Source organism: Desulfotomaculum sp. (assembly GCF_982386235.1).
Window position 1 is genome coordinate 99,675 of the sequence record NZ_CEVWQM010000004.1, and the last position, 16,060, is coordinate 115,734.

General features: G+C 41.0%; 20 protein-coding genes. 7 read left to right on the forward strand and 13 right to left on the reverse strand.

The annotated features are described in order from the left end of the window. Nucleotide 1 precedes the first annotated feature (1 nt). The 5 genes from AC1U9Z_RS03580 to AC1U9Z_RS03600 all read right to left on the reverse strand — a co-directional run bounded on the left by AC1U9Z_RS03580 (nt 2) and on the right by AC1U9Z_RS03600 (nt 3,611). Nucleotides 2-595, reverse strand: coding sequence for a DUF1819 family protein (locus AC1U9Z_RS03580; RefSeq protein WP_479955741.1), 594 nt, complete (start codon nt 593-595; stop codon nt 2-4). A 69-nt stretch (nt 596-664) separates the two neighbouring features. Beyond that, the gene (locus AC1U9Z_RS03585; RefSeq protein WP_479955742.1) at nt 665-880 is read right to left on the reverse strand and encodes a helix-turn-helix domain-containing protein; all 216 of its coding nucleotides are present in this window, start codon (nt 878-880) and stop codon (nt 665-667) included. A gap of 284 nt (nt 881-1,164) precedes the next feature. Next, complete coding sequence (gene pgsA / locus AC1U9Z_RS03590) at nt 1,165-1,707, reverse strand: CDP-diacylglycerol--glycerol-3-phosphate 3-phosphatidyltransferase (RefSeq protein ID WP_333530461.1); 543 nt, start codon at nt 1,705-1,707, stop codon at nt 1,165-1,167. Then, nucleotides 1,704-3,041, reverse strand: coding sequence for a 30S ribosomal protein S12 methylthiotransferase RimO (gene rimO / locus AC1U9Z_RS03595; protein ID WP_479955743.1), 1,338 nt, complete (start codon nt 3,039-3,041; stop codon nt 1,704-1,706). Before rimO ends, pgsA begins: the two co-directional genes overlap by 4 nt. 69 nt (nt 3,042-3,110) lie before the next feature. Then, a complete protein-coding gene (locus tag AC1U9Z_RS03600; protein WP_479955744.1) occupies nt 3,111-3,611 on the reverse strand; it encodes a YajQ family cyclic di-GMP-binding protein in 501 nt (166 codons plus the stop codon). A gap of 107 nt (nt 3,612-3,718) precedes the next feature. Between AC1U9Z_RS03600 and AC1U9Z_RS03605 the strand changes: the two genes are divergently transcribed. From AC1U9Z_RS03605 to AC1U9Z_RS03625, 5 genes are all read left to right on the forward strand, one after another. Then, nucleotides 3,719-4,297, forward strand: coding sequence for a DNA-processing protein DprA (locus tag AC1U9Z_RS03605; protein WP_479955745.1), 579 nt, complete (start codon nt 3,719-3,721; stop codon nt 4,295-4,297). Nucleotides 4,298-4,439: 142 nt separating this feature from the next. Then, nucleotides 4,440-4,700: a hypothetical protein gene (locus tag AC1U9Z_RS03610; RefSeq protein ID WP_479955746.1), complete on the forward strand. Its 261-nt coding sequence runs from the start codon at nt 4,440-4,442 to the stop codon at nt 4,698-4,700. 69 nt (nt 4,701-4,769) lie between these two features. Next, a complete protein-coding gene (locus tag AC1U9Z_RS03615) occupies nt 4,770-4,940 on the forward strand; it encodes a hypothetical protein (protein WP_333530456.1) in 171 nt (56 codons plus the stop codon). Nucleotides 4,941-5,037: 97 nt separating this feature from the next. Then, complete coding sequence (locus AC1U9Z_RS03620; RefSeq protein WP_333530455.1) at nt 5,038-5,226, forward strand: hypothetical protein; 189 nt, start codon at nt 5,038-5,040, stop codon at nt 5,224-5,226. Between the two features lie 136 nt (nt 5,227-5,362). After that, nucleotides 5,363-5,671: a hypothetical protein gene (locus tag AC1U9Z_RS03625; RefSeq protein WP_479955747.1), complete on the forward strand. Its 309-nt coding sequence runs from the start codon at nt 5,363-5,365 to the stop codon at nt 5,669-5,671. A 10-nt stretch (nt 5,672-5,681) separates the two neighbouring features. Here AC1U9Z_RS03625 and AC1U9Z_RS03630 read toward each other — a convergent pair whose 3' ends face one another. The 3 genes from AC1U9Z_RS03630 to AC1U9Z_RS03640 all read right to left on the reverse strand — a co-directional run bounded on the left by AC1U9Z_RS03630 (nt 5,682) and on the right by AC1U9Z_RS03640 (nt 9,984). Further along, nucleotides 5,682-6,443, reverse strand: a complete 762-nt coding sequence (locus AC1U9Z_RS03630) for a helix-turn-helix domain-containing protein (RefSeq protein ID WP_479955748.1) — start codon at nt 6,441-6,443, stop codon at nt 5,682-5,684. Further along, on the reverse strand, nt 6,406-7,515 hold the full coding sequence (mnmH, locus tag AC1U9Z_RS03635; protein WP_479955749.1) for a tRNA 2-selenouridine(34) synthase MnmH: 1,110 nt from the start codon (nt 7,513-7,515) through the stop codon (nt 6,406-6,408). The genes AC1U9Z_RS03630 and mnmH overlap by 38 nt, the downstream gene beginning before the upstream one ends. Before the next feature lie 207 nt (nt 7,516-7,722). Then, complete coding sequence (locus AC1U9Z_RS03640) at nt 7,723-9,984, reverse strand: FtsK/SpoIIIE family DNA translocase (RefSeq protein WP_479955750.1); 2,262 nt, start codon at nt 9,982-9,984, stop codon at nt 7,723-7,725. Nucleotides 9,985-10,136: 152 nt separating this feature from the next. On the opposite strand from AC1U9Z_RS03640, the gene AC1U9Z_RS03645 reads away from it, so the two are divergent. Beyond that, on the forward strand, nt 10,137-10,337 hold the full coding sequence (locus tag AC1U9Z_RS03645) for a hypothetical protein (RefSeq protein ID WP_333530451.1): 201 nt from the start codon (nt 10,137-10,139) through the stop codon (nt 10,335-10,337). A 22-nt stretch (nt 10,338-10,359) separates the two neighbouring features. After that, nucleotides 10,360-10,800 (forward strand): spore coat protein, encoded by a 441-nt coding sequence (locus tag AC1U9Z_RS03650; protein WP_479955751.1) that lies wholly within the window; start codon nt 10,360-10,362, stop codon nt 10,798-10,800. Between the two features lie 44 nt (nt 10,801-10,844). Here AC1U9Z_RS03650 and AC1U9Z_RS03655 read toward each other — a convergent pair whose 3' ends face one another. The 5 genes from AC1U9Z_RS03655 to dapG all read right to left on the reverse strand — a co-directional run bounded on the left by AC1U9Z_RS03655 (nt 10,845) and on the right by dapG (nt 16,058). Then, nucleotides 10,845-11,054 carry a YlzJ-like family protein gene (locus AC1U9Z_RS03655; protein WP_333530449.1) on the reverse strand — a complete coding sequence of 70 codons (210 nt, stop codon included), beginning with the start codon at nt 11,052-11,054 and terminating at the stop codon, nt 10,845-10,847. After that, a complete protein-coding gene (locus AC1U9Z_RS03660) occupies nt 11,051-11,884 on the reverse strand; it encodes a ClpP family protease (RefSeq protein ID WP_479955809.1) in 834 nt (277 codons plus the stop codon). Before AC1U9Z_RS03660 ends, AC1U9Z_RS03655 begins: the two co-directional genes overlap by 4 nt. Before the next feature lie 133 nt (nt 11,885-12,017). Further along, nucleotides 12,018-13,682 carry a ribonuclease J gene (locus tag AC1U9Z_RS03665; protein WP_479955752.1) on the reverse strand — a complete coding sequence of 555 codons (1,665 nt, stop codon included), beginning with the start codon at nt 13,680-13,682 and terminating at the stop codon, nt 12,018-12,020. Between the two features lie 233 nt (nt 13,683-13,915). Further along, nucleotides 13,916-14,806 carry a 4-hydroxy-tetrahydrodipicolinate synthase gene (gene dapA, locus AC1U9Z_RS03670; protein ID WP_479955753.1) on the reverse strand — a complete coding sequence of 297 codons (891 nt, stop codon included), beginning with the start codon at nt 14,804-14,806 and terminating at the stop codon, nt 13,916-13,918. A gap of 19 nt (nt 14,807-14,825) precedes the next feature. Then, complete coding sequence (gene dapG / locus AC1U9Z_RS03675; protein ID WP_479955754.1) at nt 14,826-16,058, reverse strand: aspartate kinase; 1,233 nt, start codon at nt 16,056-16,058, stop codon at nt 14,826-14,828. Between the last annotated feature and the right edge of the window lie 2 nt (nt 16,059-16,060).

Genomic DNA, 16,060 nt, shown 5'->3' on the forward strand with positions numbered 1-16,060 from the left:
GTTACACTTCTCCTGTAATGGCGTTTAGGTACATCTGTAGATGGTTTTCCTCCAGCAATCTTTGTATTTGGTAATCCACTGGGGGTATAATGATGTGCCTTTCACCTTTGGTGTGACTGAGCACCCCTGCTTCAAATAGTATTTTGTTGTAGCATTGCTTTAATCTGGTGATTGTATTTTCAGACCACCTGCCAACTACTTCACTCTGCTCCCTCTTGTTGGCAAAGAAAGTATGGATGGCGCGATCTGTATTTTTCTGTTCGCCTAGTAAAATAGCTTGCCTATGTACTTGGTGAACAAACTCATAAAACAGCAAATCGGTCTTCATGATGCTAAGTAAAACCAACAGCTTGGCAGTTCCAATATCTGCTTTGCTGATTTGGTGCACCAACTGATGGGGTAAACTCTCCAAGCGCCTTAGCACAGCACCAAAGATGTCCCTGGCCCGATCTGCCCCCCTCACCTGATAAAGATTGTCCTTGATGACCAATTCCTTAATCTGTTCTTTAGCCAAGCCGTTCACCAGCAACTCCGCAGTTATTCTCGTCTCACTGAGCCAAAATAAACACGAAACCATTCCAGCACTATATTCCATAGGGATCCTCCCATAATTATACAACCTTTGTTGTCACTAGAAGAGATTGTATTCATTTGTAAATCTCCACTATTCCTCTACAGCATGACAATATTCGATAATATCACCTACGGAACAATTAAAGAGCCTGCACAACTTATCCAAGGTGTCGTAATCAATGCGTTGGGTCTTGTCATGATACAGACTGGCAATGGTACTGCGGGCAAGCCCGGTTTTTTCGTAAACATCCTGTATGTTGTAACGTTTTATGCCCATTAAAATGGATAATCTGCTTCTAATAGCCATCGCCCACCTCACCTCTGTGCCAATAATTCATTTTGTAACAAATAATAGCATATATATCCATTATTATATAGTGTGTACAATTTATTTTGCACCTTATACCTGATAATTCCTAATGAAAAGTCCAATCTACTGTTTGTCTTGACTTGTAAAAAGAGAGAACAAAGAAAAAAACAATTGAACATACTTCGCTCAACATATGTAAAAAAGACAAAAAACCGAGGCAATAAATGACTCGGTTCGATATGTAGGTAACGGTCTTGACCGTTCCGTTACAGTATGCTTTATTATTCATCTTTTTTTAGCAGATGCCAACCCTTGGACATGTAGTCAAAACCAGACCAAAGGGTAAAGAAAACTGCCACCGCCATCGCAATTTTCCCAAAGTCAAATCCCAAAAACTGAAAAGTCACATTGTGTAAGAACATCGCCACAATGGCAATGATTTGAGTAACAGTTTTCCATTTGCCAAGCTTACTTGCAGCAATTACTACCCCCTCTGCGGCGGCAATTGCCCTGAGACCGGTTACCATAAACTCACGGCCGATAATAATTACAGCCACCCAGGCCGATAAGATATCCAGCTCAACCAAAACGATAAGAGCCGCTGATACTAACAGCTTATCTGCCAATGGGTCCATAAATTTTCCTAGGGTAGTTACTTGTTTGTTTTTTCTGGCGATATATCCATCGAGGCCATCTGTACTAGCCGCCAACACAAAAACGCCCGCAGCTATGATATCACCGTATTTAACTCGCAAAGTTACTACCGCTAAAAATATAGGAATTAAAAATATCCTTGCCAGAGTTAACCGGTTTGGTAAATTCATTGGGCCAGCTCTCCCATCAAATCATACTCTAAAGCCCTGTTAATTCTCACCCTAACAAAATCCCCAACACGTAAAGACAAGGGACTGGTAAACTCCACCGTACCATCAATCTCCGGTGCATCATAGGAGGAACGTCCAATATAAACCCTTTTGTTTTCATCAACTAATTCTTCAACCACAACTTCCATTTCTTGACCAATGCGTTGTTGGTTTTGCTTAAGGGATATTTCCCTTTGTAATTTCATGGCCCGATGGTAACGTTCTTGTTTAATTTTACCATGAACTTGATTTGTCATCTCGGCTGCGGGCGTCCCTTCTTCCTGGGAATAGGAAAAAACTCCGGCCCTGTCAAATTTAACCTCAGCCATAAAATCCAACAACTCTTCAAAATGTTCTTCCGTTTCACCGGGAAAACCAACAATAAGGGATGTTCGAATAACAATACCAGGTATCTCAGATCTTAATTTTTGCATAAGTTCCCTTGCCTGCTGTTTTGTAACCGGCCGTTTCATAGCACGTAAAATTTCGTCTGCTGCATGCTGCAGCGGCAAATCAATGTATTTACAAACCTTTGGGGTCTCTGCTATGGCCTTAATTAATTTATCTGTAAAACGATTGGGATAACAATACAACAAGCGAATCCATTTGAGGTCATCAATGGTTCCCAGCCTTCTAATTAATTTATCTAGAGAATATTCACCATATATATCAAAACCGTATCGGGTGGTGTCTTGGGCTATTAAAATAACTTCTTTGACACCACTTGCCACGAGAGCCTTGACTTCTGTTTCAATTGACTCCAGTGACCTGCTGCGGAATTTACCCCTAATATCAGGAATAGCACAATAGGCACAACGGTTATCACACCCCTCGGAAATTTTTACATAAGCAGTATAGGAGGGGGTGCTTAGCAGTCGTGGCGAATGTTCGTCATAGATATAAAGTGGGTCATTGACCTGGCAGTGTCTGACCTTATCCTTAAGGGATTGGTTTACAACCTGAACGATTTCATTAATATGCCCCGGACCAACAATGGCATCAATTTCAGGAATTTCTTCCATCAGTTCCTTTGAATATCGCTGGGCTAAGCAACCGGTAACAATAAGTGCCTTGCAGTGACCAGTTTCTTTATGTTGAGATAATTCGAAAATATGCCTGATGGATTCTTCCTTAGCAGATTCAATAAAGCCACAGGTGTTGACAATCAAGACATCTGCATCTGATTCATTGTTCGTTATGGTGTATTGTGCACTTTGCAGGAGGCCTAGCATAACCTCTGAATCCACCAGGTTTTTTGGGCAACCCAAGCTTAATAATCCAATGGAGGGCATCATAATTCCTTTCTTGCTGCAAATATTTTTCGTAAATAGTATAAATCAGTGTGGCTAAGCTGTCAAAGGAAACTAGAAAGTTCTATAATTTGTAAACTCCACGGGTATATCCAGTTCCATCCCTTTCACTACGTTGATTGCTGACTGCAGGTCATCCCGATTTTTCCCAGTTACCCGAACCTGGTCGCCTTGTACAGAGGCTTGTACTTTTATTTTACTATCCTTGATCGCTTTGACAATCTTTTTTGCAATATCCTGTTCTATCCCTTGAACCAATTTTACTGGTTGGCGTACGGTGTCCCCTGCGGCAGATTCGATTTTGCCATAACGTAATGCCTTGAGGTTAACACTTCTCTTTATTAGTTTACCTTCTAATATGTCAATTACGTTGCGAAGTTTAAAATCATCATCGCTGATTAAGGTAATCTCAGGTTTACCCTCGAAAATAATTTTGCTTTTACTTCCCCTAAAATCAAAACGAGTTTCTATTTCCTTTAATGATTGATGCACGGCATTTTGTACCTCTTGCATGTCCACCCGACTTACAATATCAAAACTGTTTTCCTTTGCCATTACTACTACCTCCTAGACCATTTTACCTAAAAATTATATCACAATGGATAATGTTGTCAAAAACTGAATCCACTTTATTGCTATAATAATTCTGGAGGGATGATTAAATGTACCAATGCTTCGGTGTTTTTCCTGAAAACAAGGAAATAATTGCTATTATCGGTCCTCGAAGACCGTCAAAGGGCAGTTCTCCTGAGGCAATACGACAGCACCAACGGGACTGTGAGATGGCTTACTTTCTGGCCCATCGGGCAGCAAGTAAAAATATCGTAGTTCTCTCAGGTTTAGCCACAGGTATTGACACCGCGGCCCATTTAGGCTGCCTCGCCGGAGGGGGTATTACCATAGCTGTTGTTCCCTTTGGCTTAGCCGCCCCAATATTTCCACCGGAAAATCATCATTTATATCAGCGAATTGTTTCCGAGGGTGGCTGTATTGTAAGCCAATTTAAACCTGATCAACCAGCGGTAAAATGGACCTTTATTGCCCGGGATAAAACCCAAGCACTTCTTTCGGAAAAAATATTGGTGGTTGGTACCTTTCCCCCTTCTGGAATGATTACTGGTGGAACAAAACATTGCGCCAGGTGGGCGAAAAAGATCGGCAAATCACTCTTTCATTATCGGGAATACCAAGGTAAATATAAAATTTATACAAATGATGAAGTAATAATAGAAGAGAAATAAGCAATAAACCTACTGTGAAATCCAGTAGGTTTATTTATTTAGTTTTAGCAAACATTAATAAAATCCTACTTTATTAATAATAATATTGAATTATTTAATAAAATTAAATATTATTATTGAAATCTTATAAAGGGGTGGTCGGGTGATAGAAGTAAGAAGACTTTCTTTAGAAGAAATCATCGATCTTGAGTGGCTAACCGTATTAATCGATCAGATATTAGAATATAACAACTTTATAGCTCCACTGGAAGAAAAACATATTAAAATGATACAATTAGCCGTTAACGGTTCCTTAGACACCGAAACCATTGCTAGTTATGTTGTGGATTACCTATCACCAGAGGCCATTGATTTTAATTACACCTATAAACCTACTGAATTTGACCAGGAAGAAGTGATTTAGACAAACATATTGGCCAATGGGCATTAGTATGGTATACTTTATGCCAAATGGTACAAGGTGGTAGTATAATTGGGAAAAAAATTTGATTGGAAGCTTGTCTTAAGTGGCATTGGTTTTTTATTAATTGGAGCTAGTATGTTTTTCCCTAATCAGTCTTGGTTAATTATTACCGGTGCAATTTTATTTATCATTGGCATGGTAAAAAAACCAAAAGGACGCAAAGGCAATACTCGACGCTGATCGTCGAGTATTTTTATTTTTTATGGCCAAAATAATAAGAGTAAAAACAAAGGTATTAAGGAAAAATAACAGAAAATCATTTGGAGGTGCTTATTTTATGATGCGTGACAATACTTGGCGCTATCCTAATTTCGGATTCTGGGCCGTTCATGTGGCATCCCTTGCGGCGATTGGTTATTTAGCTTACAAGGCGATGGACTGTGATTGTGAAGGAAATAATCCAGAAAACCAGGCTTTTTCCAATAGGATGCCCCAAAACCAAGAACCACAAATGGACCAATTCTAATTTAGCATATTGCAACGAAAAAACCCGACTCCAGCGAAACACTGATAGCTTTGGCTGCTAAGAACTATCAAGTGACCTTTTCCTGGTCGGGTTTTTTTTAGTACAATATAGATAAAAGAATTGTTGGTGGGTGGTAATGTTGCATCTTATCTGGTTGTTGTTAGGACTCTTGGGAGCAATATGGGTATTTTGGGATACAAGAAAACAAGGTTATGCGATTAACGCTTCGTTCCGCTGGGCTCTGGGCACTCTTCTTGTTCCAGCCGTTGTGTTTCCTTTTTACCTTATGCAATCTAATTTCAAAAAGCCAAACAAGGCTAGGCAACATCAGGCACCCCGGGATATTACAGCAAACAGCTTTACAAGGTGTGCCCATTGTGGTAATTATTATCAAGGGAATCCAGATAGTTGTCCCCATTGTAAAGCAAAACTAAAAGAAGGATAGGGCTTTGCTCCTATCCTTCTTTTGAATTTGGTTCCTCTTCAGAAGTAAAGGGTATTTTTACAACCTTACCATTTTCCCCCAAGCGACCTAAATTCTTACCATTTACATTTACCTCAACTGCGCCGGCATTGCCGACATGTAAATAAATTTTTTGTTTGGCTTTAAAATCTTTCATTTCCCCTGGGCCTACCAAGCCACTAAAAACGGTATTGCCATCGGCCTCAACCTGCATCCAACTCTGTTGTTCATCGTTAACTTTCAGAACCACCCTGACACCTTGATCTTTTTCATTGTTTGTGGCCTGGCCCGGAGTGTTTAAATTTTCAGGGGGCGGACCTTGGGTATTGGGTTGCTCTTGGGCAGTATTTTTTGGTATTTCCGGTTTATTGTCTTGATTCTGTCCATTATTATAGAGGGAATTAAAAGCAAATAAAGATACGATGGCCAAACCAGCCACTAGGTATTTCCATTTTTTAGCTATGATGGTAGTTGCTTCTGGGTCAAATGGTTTTGTTTCTTCTGTCTGCGGTTGAGTATCGTTATTCTTACTAAGTCCATTGTACTCAGCCATTATTTCTTCCGTATCTAATTCAAGGTATTTTGCATAGGTTCTTAAAAAGGCCTTTGCGTAGACAGGTCCTGGAAGAATATCAAAATTCTCATTTTCCAGTGCCTCCAGGTATTTTGCCCTAATTTTAGTAGCTTCTTCTAAATACTTTAGTGAATAACCTTTTTCATTCCTCGCATTCCTTAACGCTTCCCCTATTTGCACGGTCATCACCTCCGTCTTCCACCGGCTTGCCATATTCCGGCAACTGACTTATCCAATTAGCAATTTTGCTGGTTGCTTCATCAAGTTCATCGCAGTCTACCGTTAAATCATAATCATTGCTGGATGAATCAGGATATTTGTAGAGAGGATCATAGTAATTCCTCAGAAGAAACAGGATAACTTCCGAAAATTTTCTTTCTTCTATCTTTTGATTAAGTTCATTAACAGCTTTGTTGCCCAAAGATTTTCTTAATAAAGAAGTACTATACTGTAACCCCTTTATATTGTTATCCGGACCATTTGTATATTCCTTCGTAATTCTTTGCACCCGTGCCTCCATGGAAGCATACATTAAAACCCGATAACCTTTGGCCATGGCATTTAATACGGAGGTAGGCACAATTAGTTTACCCACTCTACGACTTTCACACTCAACCACAATAACCCCAAAGTTTTCAGCGTTCTTTAGGTTATGCACGATACCTGATTCAAAATCCTTTTGGGACGGTGATTCAGGTAAGCCAATCTTCCCGTAGGCTGAACCGCGATGAAGGGCTAGGCCCTCCAAGTCTAAGGTGGATATACCCATTGCCTCTAGTTTTTGCAAAACAATTGTTTTACCAACTCCGGTTAGACCATGTAAAACAATACATTTATGTGGTATGGCAGCTTGATCTAAATAATCATGAACGTGCCTCCGATAGGCCTTATAGCCCCCTATAATACGATGCACATCCATACCGAAAGAGCCTAAAATAGAGGAAATATATTTGCTGCGCATGCCGCCGCGCCAACAATAAAGGAAGACCTTTTTGTTTTTACTTAAATTCAATATTTGATCATATAGCACGGGCAATTTAGGGCTGGCAAACTTGATCCCTAGCCTTTTGGCTTCCTCTGTGCCAATTTGTTTGTAAACCGTGCCAACCTTGGCCCTTTCTTCATTTGTAAACAAGGGTATATTAATGGCATTTGGTATCGAACCTTCAGCAAATTCTCCTTCTGAACGAACATCAATAAAACATGCATTATTTTCTTTTAGAGCTTCATCTATTGAAAAATCTTTCATCATTTGCCTTACTTCCTCGCAGCTAAGTAAAACTCCTAATATGGATTAGCTAAGATAAATAATAACTATTATCTCTGCTTTAAGAGTCAATTATTTATTTCGCATGGTATTCTCAAATTAACCTGCCCCTAAAAAACAAAGGTAGTGTATAGCATGTACACTCATGGTGGTCAACTTTTTAACGATGCAATTTAAGTATAACATAAAAGATTAATTATTTTTATTTTCGGTAAAGGTTTGCAAATATTGTTCCATTGTCATCAGGATAGCCCGGGGTTTACTTCCTTCATAGCCTCCTACTATCCCTCTTTTTTCCATTATATCAATTAACCTAGCCGCCCGTGCATAGCCAATGTGCAACCGACGTTGTAACATCGATATTGAGGCATGACCTGTTTCAATTAAAATTCGCACAGCCTCCGGCAGCAGATCGTCTTCAACCTCAGACTCCTCTCTTCCTTTTGCTTCATCCTGAGAAACAGTATCATCATACACAGGTTCAGACTGCTTTTTCAAAAAGGATACAACATCTTCAACCTCTTTGTCGGACAGATATGCCCCTTGTACCCGGATGGGTTTAGAGGCCCCAACCGGAAAGTAAAGCATATCACCTTTACCGAGTAATTTTTCTGCCCCCGCCATATCTAAAATGGTTCTGGAATCAACCTGAGATGAAACTGCAAAGGAAATCCTAGACGGGATATTAGCCTTAATCAAACCTGTAATAACATCCACAGAGGGTCGTTGTGTTGCTACAACCAGATGAATACCGGCTGCCCTAGCCATTTGTGCCAGACGGCAAATGGCATCTTCAACATCGGCCGGAGCAACCATCATTAAATCTGCCAACTCATCAATAATAACCACCATTAATGGTAAACGATTTTGACCAACACTGGGTTCAGACTCACTAAACATGTTGTTATACATCGTTATGTTGCGGACCCCTGCCTTGGCAAATAGCTCATAACGTTTCTCCATTTCACGCACTGCCCAGCGAAGTGTCGTGGCGGCTTTCTTGGGGTTTGTTACCACTGGAGAAACCAAATGCGGGATACCATTATACGTGGCTAATTCAACCATTTTGGGATCGATCATCAAAAACTTAACTTCGTCCGGCGTAGCCTTAAATAAAATACTAGAAATTAGCGTATTAATGCATACGCTTTTACCAGCCCCGGTGGCACCAGCAATTAACAGGTGAGGCATCTTCGTTAAATCCGCCATAATCGGTGTCCCGGCAATATCCTTTCCCAGTGCTACTGTTAAGTGGGATTCAGAGGTGGTAAATTCTTTTGTTTCTAACAAATCCCTAATATGAACCATCGAAATTTCTTTATTGGGAACCTCAATTCCCACTGCCGCCTTACCTGGAATGGGTGCTTCTATACGAACATCCGGCGCGGCCATCGATAAGGCAATATCATCTGCTAAACCAACAATTCGGCTTACTTTTACCCCAGCAGGTGGTTGTATTTCATAGCGTGTTATAGCGGGACCACGGGATACCTGGGTAACTTTAGCCTTAATACTAAAGTTTTCCAAGGTTTCTTCCAATTTTGCGATATTATCTGTAATATCCTTGGCACTGGAAATGGTTTTATTCCCTTTCATGGGCCGGGATAAAAGATTTAAAGGAGGCAATTTGAAAGAACTAAGATCATTCAATGATAATTGGCCATATGTAATATTGACCTTTTCATGTTCCTTTTCGTTACTAGAAATCACTGTTTTTTCAACTTTAGGTTTCTCTTTTATGACAAAATTAAGCGGCCCTGTTTTTTGATTATCCATATCTTGAAGATTTACTTTGGGTTGTTCCGAATTAGAAAAATCAAGATCATCCTGGGAACTGGTGATGATGATGGGTTTGTGATCATTTGCCTCATCAACTTCAGTAAATAAAAATGCACCTAATCTTCTTCCGGTACCGGTGGCACATTCTTTAGCCCTTGTGGTGAATTTCTGAGCAATAACTGCCATCGAAACATTGGTCATTAATAAAATAGATACCATTAACCCGGTTGTTAACAAGATATAGGTGCCAGCTTTACCAAAGGACTGTATCAATAGAAAAACGATGATTGAACCAATCAGTCCCCCACCCTTGCCAGCTGAAGTCTCATTGGTAATCTGCATTAAAACTTCCATCAGGGTAGCTTTAACTGGCAGCATCAGACTTAATAGAGCAAGTATAATCAAAAATAGCAATATCGCACCGTAAACCTTAATATTTACACCGGTTCTCTTCCGTTCAATGATTAATTTCATGCCAAATATCCCTAGGAACAGCATTAACACAACGCCACCAAAGGAGCCAAAAAGTCCCTTGAGCACACGTCCCACGAAGCCCCCTACAGCCCCTAAGGGCGTATTGGCAAAACTAATTAGCCCCAATACAGAAATAGAGATCAACCCTATGCCAAAAATTTCATATTTTAAATCGTCTTTTATTTTTTTTAATACATCCAAGCTCGGCACCTCCAACTAATATATACTACAGAAATTTCCAAAACCCTTTAATGAGCTATTAAAGTGGTCCTGGTTGCATAAAGTTTGGGTTGACTAAACATATTAACATATGATAGGGTCTAAATTCAAATTTTGAAGGGAGGGTAACCCAAATGATGGGACAAAGAACAGCCCGCGAATTATTAGATTTAGAAGGTCATTTAATGCTGGAAACAAACCTTGTTGGCCAATTTAATCATTTTGCCCAGGAGTGTACCAATCCTCAGTTACAGCAACTTTGCCACAGTATTTCACGTAGTCGAAAGGATTGTTTTCAGAGACTTGCACAGCACATAAACGTTGGGTTTATGTAATAATAAAAGAGGAGGTGCTTTAATGCAAGGGGACCAAGTAACAGACAAAAATCTTTGCTTATCCATGCTTAACGAATTAAAGTTTAGTGCCACTTGTTTGACATCTAGAATTTTGGAGTGCGCCGACCAACAGCTTCGCCAGGATTACATGCATGCCCTTAACCAAACCTTTGATGAGCAAATGCAGGTTTATAATCTTGCTCACCAACAGGGCTGGTATAAACCCATGCAGGCTGAACAAAACATGATCAGCCAAGTGCAAAATAGTGCCCAAAAGATGATGACGGAACAACAGCAAAGTATGATGACGCAACACCATCAAGCACAATATCAAACCACCCAAGCACCTTACCAGCAAAATATCGTGAATCCAAACACCGGCATCTTTCAAAACTATAATCAACCCAATCAGTACAATTACAGTAGTATGCAGGGTGGTATGCAGCAATATTACCCCCGTTAAAAAGAAATCCCTTCCGAACATCGGAAGGGGTTTCTTTTTAGCGGTTAGCTTGTTACTAAACCAGGATAAACGTCTCGACTTAGGTAATGGGCTGGATTGGAGCTATTAATCCTGACCACTCTTTTCTGACCGGTTTCCGTCTTTTCTAGTAACACGGGTATTCCTGCCACTTCACCAGCTTCATAATCAATATAGGTATTGTTGTCAAAACCATCTAAAACCTGTTCGGCTGGCAGTGGAGTCCATAGAATCATTGTAAAGGACACCTCTCCTTCTGCTCCTCGATCAGTTGCTTTAGCTTGCACATGGCCTGTCCAATACCACCAACTTCATTGATTAAACCGCTCTCCACAGCATCTTTACCAATTACCACCGTTCCTATATCTCTGGCTAATTCTCCTGTTTTAAACATTAACTCTCTAAATTTCTCCTCTGTTACCTTGGAATGTTCAGTAACAAAACGTATTACCCTATCTTGCATTTTATCAAGATAATCATAGGTTTGGGGAACTCCGATCACTAAGCCGTTTAGCCGGATGGGATGAATGGTCATAGAAGCAGTTGGTGCAATAAAGCTATGTCTGCCGGATACTGCGATGGGTACACCAATACTATGACCACCTCCCAATACCAGGGTTACCGTGGGTTTGGTCATGGTGGCCACGACCTCTGCAATGGCAAGGCCTGCCTCTACATCTCCACCAACGGTATTAAGGACTAATAATACCCCTTCTACACTATCATCCTGTTCGATTCCTACCAACTGCGGTATAATGTGCTCATATTTTGTCGTTTTATTTTGGGAAGGAAGCATAATATGCCCTTCAATTTGTCCTACGATGGTTACACAATGAATATTGCTTTTTACGGTATCCGGTATTGTCGGGGTACCCATTTCTTTTATATTTTCTAAAGTACCCTTTGCCTGCCCCATTACACGCTTAGGTCCCCCAGGAACTCCAGGATTCCCCGTTTCGGGATTTGGCTGAGGTATATTGGGTATACCAGGTGGCTGCATCGGATTCGGAAAATTGGGATTAAAGGGCACTTGCCCAGGGGTGTCACCGCTAGAACGTGGTTTCATTAACATAAAAAGAGTCACTCCTCTGGATATTCTAAATTCACTGATACTAGTATGCTTGGATGTTAATGACAAAATGTATGAAAAATAAAAAAAGAAAAAAACCCCGATCAAAAATATTGATCAGGGGTTTTTCCTATACTTCCATAATAATTGGTAAGATCATAGGCCTTCTCCTAGTTTTTTCGTATAAAAACTTTCCTAAATCATCTCTTATTTGGGATTTAATAGCCGCCCATTCGGAAATACCACGGGTACAACACTTATCCAAGGCCAATTTTACCTTATGCTTCGCATCCTCCATCAGAACTTCGGATTCGCGAACATAGACAAAACCCCTTGAAACAATATCTGGCCCGGCTAGGACTTGATTTTTATGTTTATCCATGGTTACCACCACGATTAGAATACCATCCTGTGACAATTGCCTTCTGTCACGTAAAACAATGTTGCCAACATCCCCTACACCAAGCCCATCCACCAGCACTTTACCAGATGTCACCCTGCCTGCTATTCTGCCATGCCTTCGGGTAAACTCAAAAACCTGGCCGTTTTCACCAATAAAAATATTCTCCGCAGGGATGCCTAATTCTCTGGCTAGGTCAGCATGCTTTTTCAACATTCGGTACTCACCGTGTACGGGAATAAAAAACTTGGGACGAACTAAATTAAGCATTAACTTTAATTCTTCTTGACTGGGGTGGCCAGAAACATGGATACCGGAAACAGCCTCATAGATTACCTTGGCCCCTAATTTAAAAAGCTGGTCAATGATACGGGTAACTAATTTCTCATTGCCTGGTATCGGGGTAGCAGAGATAATCACGGTATCCCCGGGCATGATATCCACTTGGCGGTGATCATTCATAGCAATTCTGGTTAAGGCAGACATCGGTTCACCCTGACTACCTGTGGTAAGCAGCACAACCTTATTATGGGGTAGTCTGGCCACCTCATCCAACTCAATTAAAGTGCCTTCCGGTATGTGAAGATATCCCAATTCACTTGCAACTTGCACTACGTTTGCCATGCTGCGCCCCACCACCGCTACGTGACGATCATGTTTATGGGCAACAGAGATTGCCTGCTGTAGTCGATGCACGTTCGAGGCAAAGGTTGCAATAATAATTCGTTCTTGGGCCTGTCTGAAGGTTTCATCAAAGGTATTGCCAACTACCCTCTCAGACATGGTATAGCCCGGCCGCTCAACATTGGTACTGTCTGACATCATGAGCAGTACACCTTTTTCTCCCAAAGCCGCAAACCTGGGCAGATCAATAACCTCTCCATCAACAGGGGTTTGATCGATTTTAAAATCTCCCGTATGCAGCAAGGTACCTACAGGTGTATGAATTGCTATGGCCATAGCATCGGGTATACTATGAGATACTTTGATAAATTCAATTTTAAAGGGACCGATTTGAAAGGTATCTCTTGGTTTTACCGTCTGCAATTTCACCTGATCTAACAAATTGTGTTCCTTCAGTTTCCCTTGCACAAGTCCTAGGGTCAGTTTAGAACCGTACACCGGAACATTGATTTGTCTTAGAACATAGGGTAATGCACCGATGTGGTCTTCATGACCATGTGTGAGCAAAATACCCAAAATCTCTTCTTTATGCTCCAATAGGTAAGTAATATCCGGGATGACAATATCTATTCCCAGCATCTCTTCTTCTGGAAATATTAAACCACAATCAATAATTACAATATTTTCCCCAAATCTCACCGCAGTCATGTTTTTACCGACCTCGCCTAATCCCCCAAGGGGAATTACAGCTAATTTTTGCTCTTTTGCCAAAACCGCACCTCCTATAATCAAAACAAGGGTAATGAGAGTTACATCATTTAAGTAATCTGTGCTTGGTGAGAAACTAGGAGAAGGCGGGGAAAATATGAAATTTTATTGAGTGGCAAACCGTTCCTTAACCTACCAATAAATTATAACCAAATTAATCCCTAACGGCAATATAATTACCCGGAAGTGCCAAAATAATACAAAAGGATACACTTAAAAGTGCATCCTTCGCTTAACTACAGTAATTCGAGGTTATTCATTACTTTTTTAACACTTTCAATTTCATTGGCTGTGGCCTCAACCAGGGGTAATCTTACGCCTCCTACGGCCAAACCCTTGAGAATTAAAGCAGCCTTCACCGGGACTGGATTTGATGTGATAAATAAACCCTTAAATAATGGATATAGTTTCTTATGCAAATTGGCTGCCAGGGTTGTATTGCCTGAGGTAAAAGCATCAATCATCTCTTGAATTTGTTTTCCTGCCACATGGGCTGCTACACTTATAATCCCTTGGCATCCCAGGGCTAACATCGGAAGGGTCATGGAATCATCTCCACTATAAATGGCAAAATCCTCCGGTAAGACACTACGTAATTCAGAGGCTTGATCAATGCTGCCGGCGGCTTCTTTAATGGCAACAATATTAGGGACATCCTCTGCTAACCTTGCCACCGTGGACGGTAAAACATTAATTCCTGTACGACCCGGGATATTGTAAAGGATTACCGGTAAGCTGGTGCTTTCAGCGATAGTACGAAAATGTCTGTAGAGACCTTCCTGGGATGGTTTGTTGTAATAGGGAGCCACCAACATTACCCCATCACAACCAACCTTTTCTGCCTCTTTGGTTAGGGTAATACTTCCAGCCGTGTCATAACTTCCAGTACCAGCAATAACAGTTGCTTTGCCACCAACCTCCTCCACAACTGCCTTAAATAATTCTAGCTTTTCTTCCTTGGTTAAGGTAGGAGATTCTCCCGTTGTACCGCTAACAACCAAACCATCCGAACCATTTTCCACTAGATATCGCGCAAGTTTTTTTGCTTGGTTGTAATTCACTGACAAATCAGGGTTAAAGGGTGATACCATCGCTGTTAATACCCTACCAAAATCCCTCACTGTCATTTTCTTTCACCATCCTTCATTATTCTTTATTGTTTTGTCCTAAATTAAATTTTCGGTGCAGTGCCTTGATTGCTTTCTTCATATTGTTCTTCTCAACTAAAACCCAAATCGTGGTATGTGAATCAGAGGATTGCAATATATCAACACCCTCCTCCGTTAAGGCTTGAACAATACTAGCCATTACACCGGGAACTCCTGTCATACCAGCACCAACCGTGGCTACCTTCGCACAATTTGGTTTGACCACGGGTTGAATACCTAGGTTTTCTAATACGTCTAATGCCTTTTTAGCAACCTCATCCTTAACGGTCAACATAATTAATTCAGGGCTAACATTAATAAAATCGATACTGATATCAGCCAAGGCCAGTGAGCGAAATATTCGCAAGGTAGGCTCTTCCACCATCACGTTCTTTAAGTCTATCTTAAGTTGGGTAACCCCAGACTTGTGAGTAACCCCACTGGCTACTCGATCTCTGGTAATATCGATGGTTCCATAAACCCCATGATGACTGGTCACTAATGTCCCAGGGGCATTGGAAAAGGTAGAGCGGACACGCAGAGGAATATTCTTTTGCATAGCAATTTCCACTGCCCTTGGGTGAATAACCTTTGCCCCTTCGTGGGCGAGCTGACAAATTTCATTATAGGTTACCGTGTCAAGAATTCGAGCATCTTCAACAATTCGTGGATCTGCTGTCATGATACCTTCTACGTCTGTGTAAATATCAATACATTCTGCATTCAGGGCCACACCCAAAGCAGAGGCAGTGGTATCGCTACCCCCACGGCCCAGAGTCGTTATTTCCCCGTTTTCTGTTACTCCCTGAAAGCCTGTTACAATCACTATTTTACCTTGTTCAGCATAATCGGTAAGCTTTTTAGGCTCTACCCGAATAATACGTGCATCATTATAATTATTGTCTGTTATGATACCAGCCTGTTCCCCGGTCAACAATACCGCCGGATGTCCCATGTGCTGCAAGGTATTGACCATGGCCACGCCGGAAATAATCTCGCCACAGGACATTAACAAATCCATTTCCCTGGAAGGCATATCACGACAAATCGATAAAACAAAATGCAATAGTGTATCCGTGGCATAGGGTTCACCCTCACGACCCATGGCTGACACCACTACTACTGGAGAAAATCCTTCGTTGGCAGCAGCAATAATTTTATTTGCCACCAACTCCCTAAGGTCCTGGGTAACAAGAGAAGTCCCACCAAATTTTTGGATAAGAAATCGCATAC

Excerpts from the sequence above, each read along its gene's own strand:
- AC1U9Z_RS03620 (WP_333530455.1), top strand. The coding sequence starts at position 5,038 with ATGATGCGTGACAATACTTGGCGCTATCCTAATTTCGGATTCTGGGCC.
- AC1U9Z_RS03600 (WP_479955744.1), bottom strand. The coding sequence starts at position 3,611 with ATGGCAAAGGAAAACAGTTTTGATATTGTAAGTCGGGTGGACATGCAA.
- AC1U9Z_RS03625 (WP_479955747.1), top strand. The coding sequence starts at position 5,363 with ATGTTGCATCTTATCTGGTTGTTGTTAGGACTCTTGGGAGCAATATGG.
- dapA (WP_479955753.1), bottom strand. The coding sequence starts at position 14,806 with ATGACAGTGAGGGATTTTGGTAGGGTATTAACAGCGATGGTATCACCC.
- rimO (WP_479955743.1), bottom strand. The coding sequence starts at position 3,041 with ATGATGCCCTCCATTGGATTATTAAGCTTGGGTTGCCCAAAAAACCTG.
- AC1U9Z_RS03580 (WP_479955741.1), bottom strand. The coding sequence starts at position 595 with ATGGAATATAGTGCTGGAATGGTTTCGTGTTTATTTTGGCTCAGTGAG.
- mnmH (WP_479955749.1), bottom strand. The coding sequence starts at position 7,515 with ATGATGAAAGATTTTTCAATAGATGAAGCTCTAAAAGAAAATAATGCA.
- AC1U9Z_RS03660 (WP_479955809.1), bottom strand. The coding sequence starts at position 11,884 with ATGAAACCACGTTCTAGCGGTGACACCCCTGGGCAAGTGCCCTTTAAT.
- AC1U9Z_RS03605 (WP_479955745.1), top strand. The coding sequence starts at position 3,719 with ATGTACCAATGCTTCGGTGTTTTTCCTGAAAACAAGGAAATAATTGCT.
- dapG (WP_479955754.1), bottom strand. The coding sequence starts at position 16,058 with ATGCGATTTCTTATCCAAAAATTTGGTGGGACTTCTCTTGTTACCCAG.
- pgsA (WP_333530461.1), bottom strand. The coding sequence starts at position 1,707 with ATGAATTTACCAAACCGGTTAACTCTGGCAAGGATATTTTTAATTCCT.
- AC1U9Z_RS03645 (WP_333530451.1), top strand. The coding sequence starts at position 10,137 with ATGATGGGACAAAGAACAGCCCGCGAATTATTAGATTTAGAAGGTCAT.
- AC1U9Z_RS03655 (WP_333530449.1), bottom strand. The coding sequence starts at position 11,054 with ATGATTCTATGGACTCCACTGCCAGCCGAACAGGTTTTAGATGGTTTT.
- AC1U9Z_RS03585 (WP_479955742.1), bottom strand. The coding sequence starts at position 880 with ATGGCTATTAGAAGCAGATTATCCATTTTAATGGGCATAAAACGTTAC.
- AC1U9Z_RS03650 (WP_479955751.1), top strand. The coding sequence starts at position 10,360 with ATGCAAGGGGACCAAGTAACAGACAAAAATCTTTGCTTATCCATGCTT.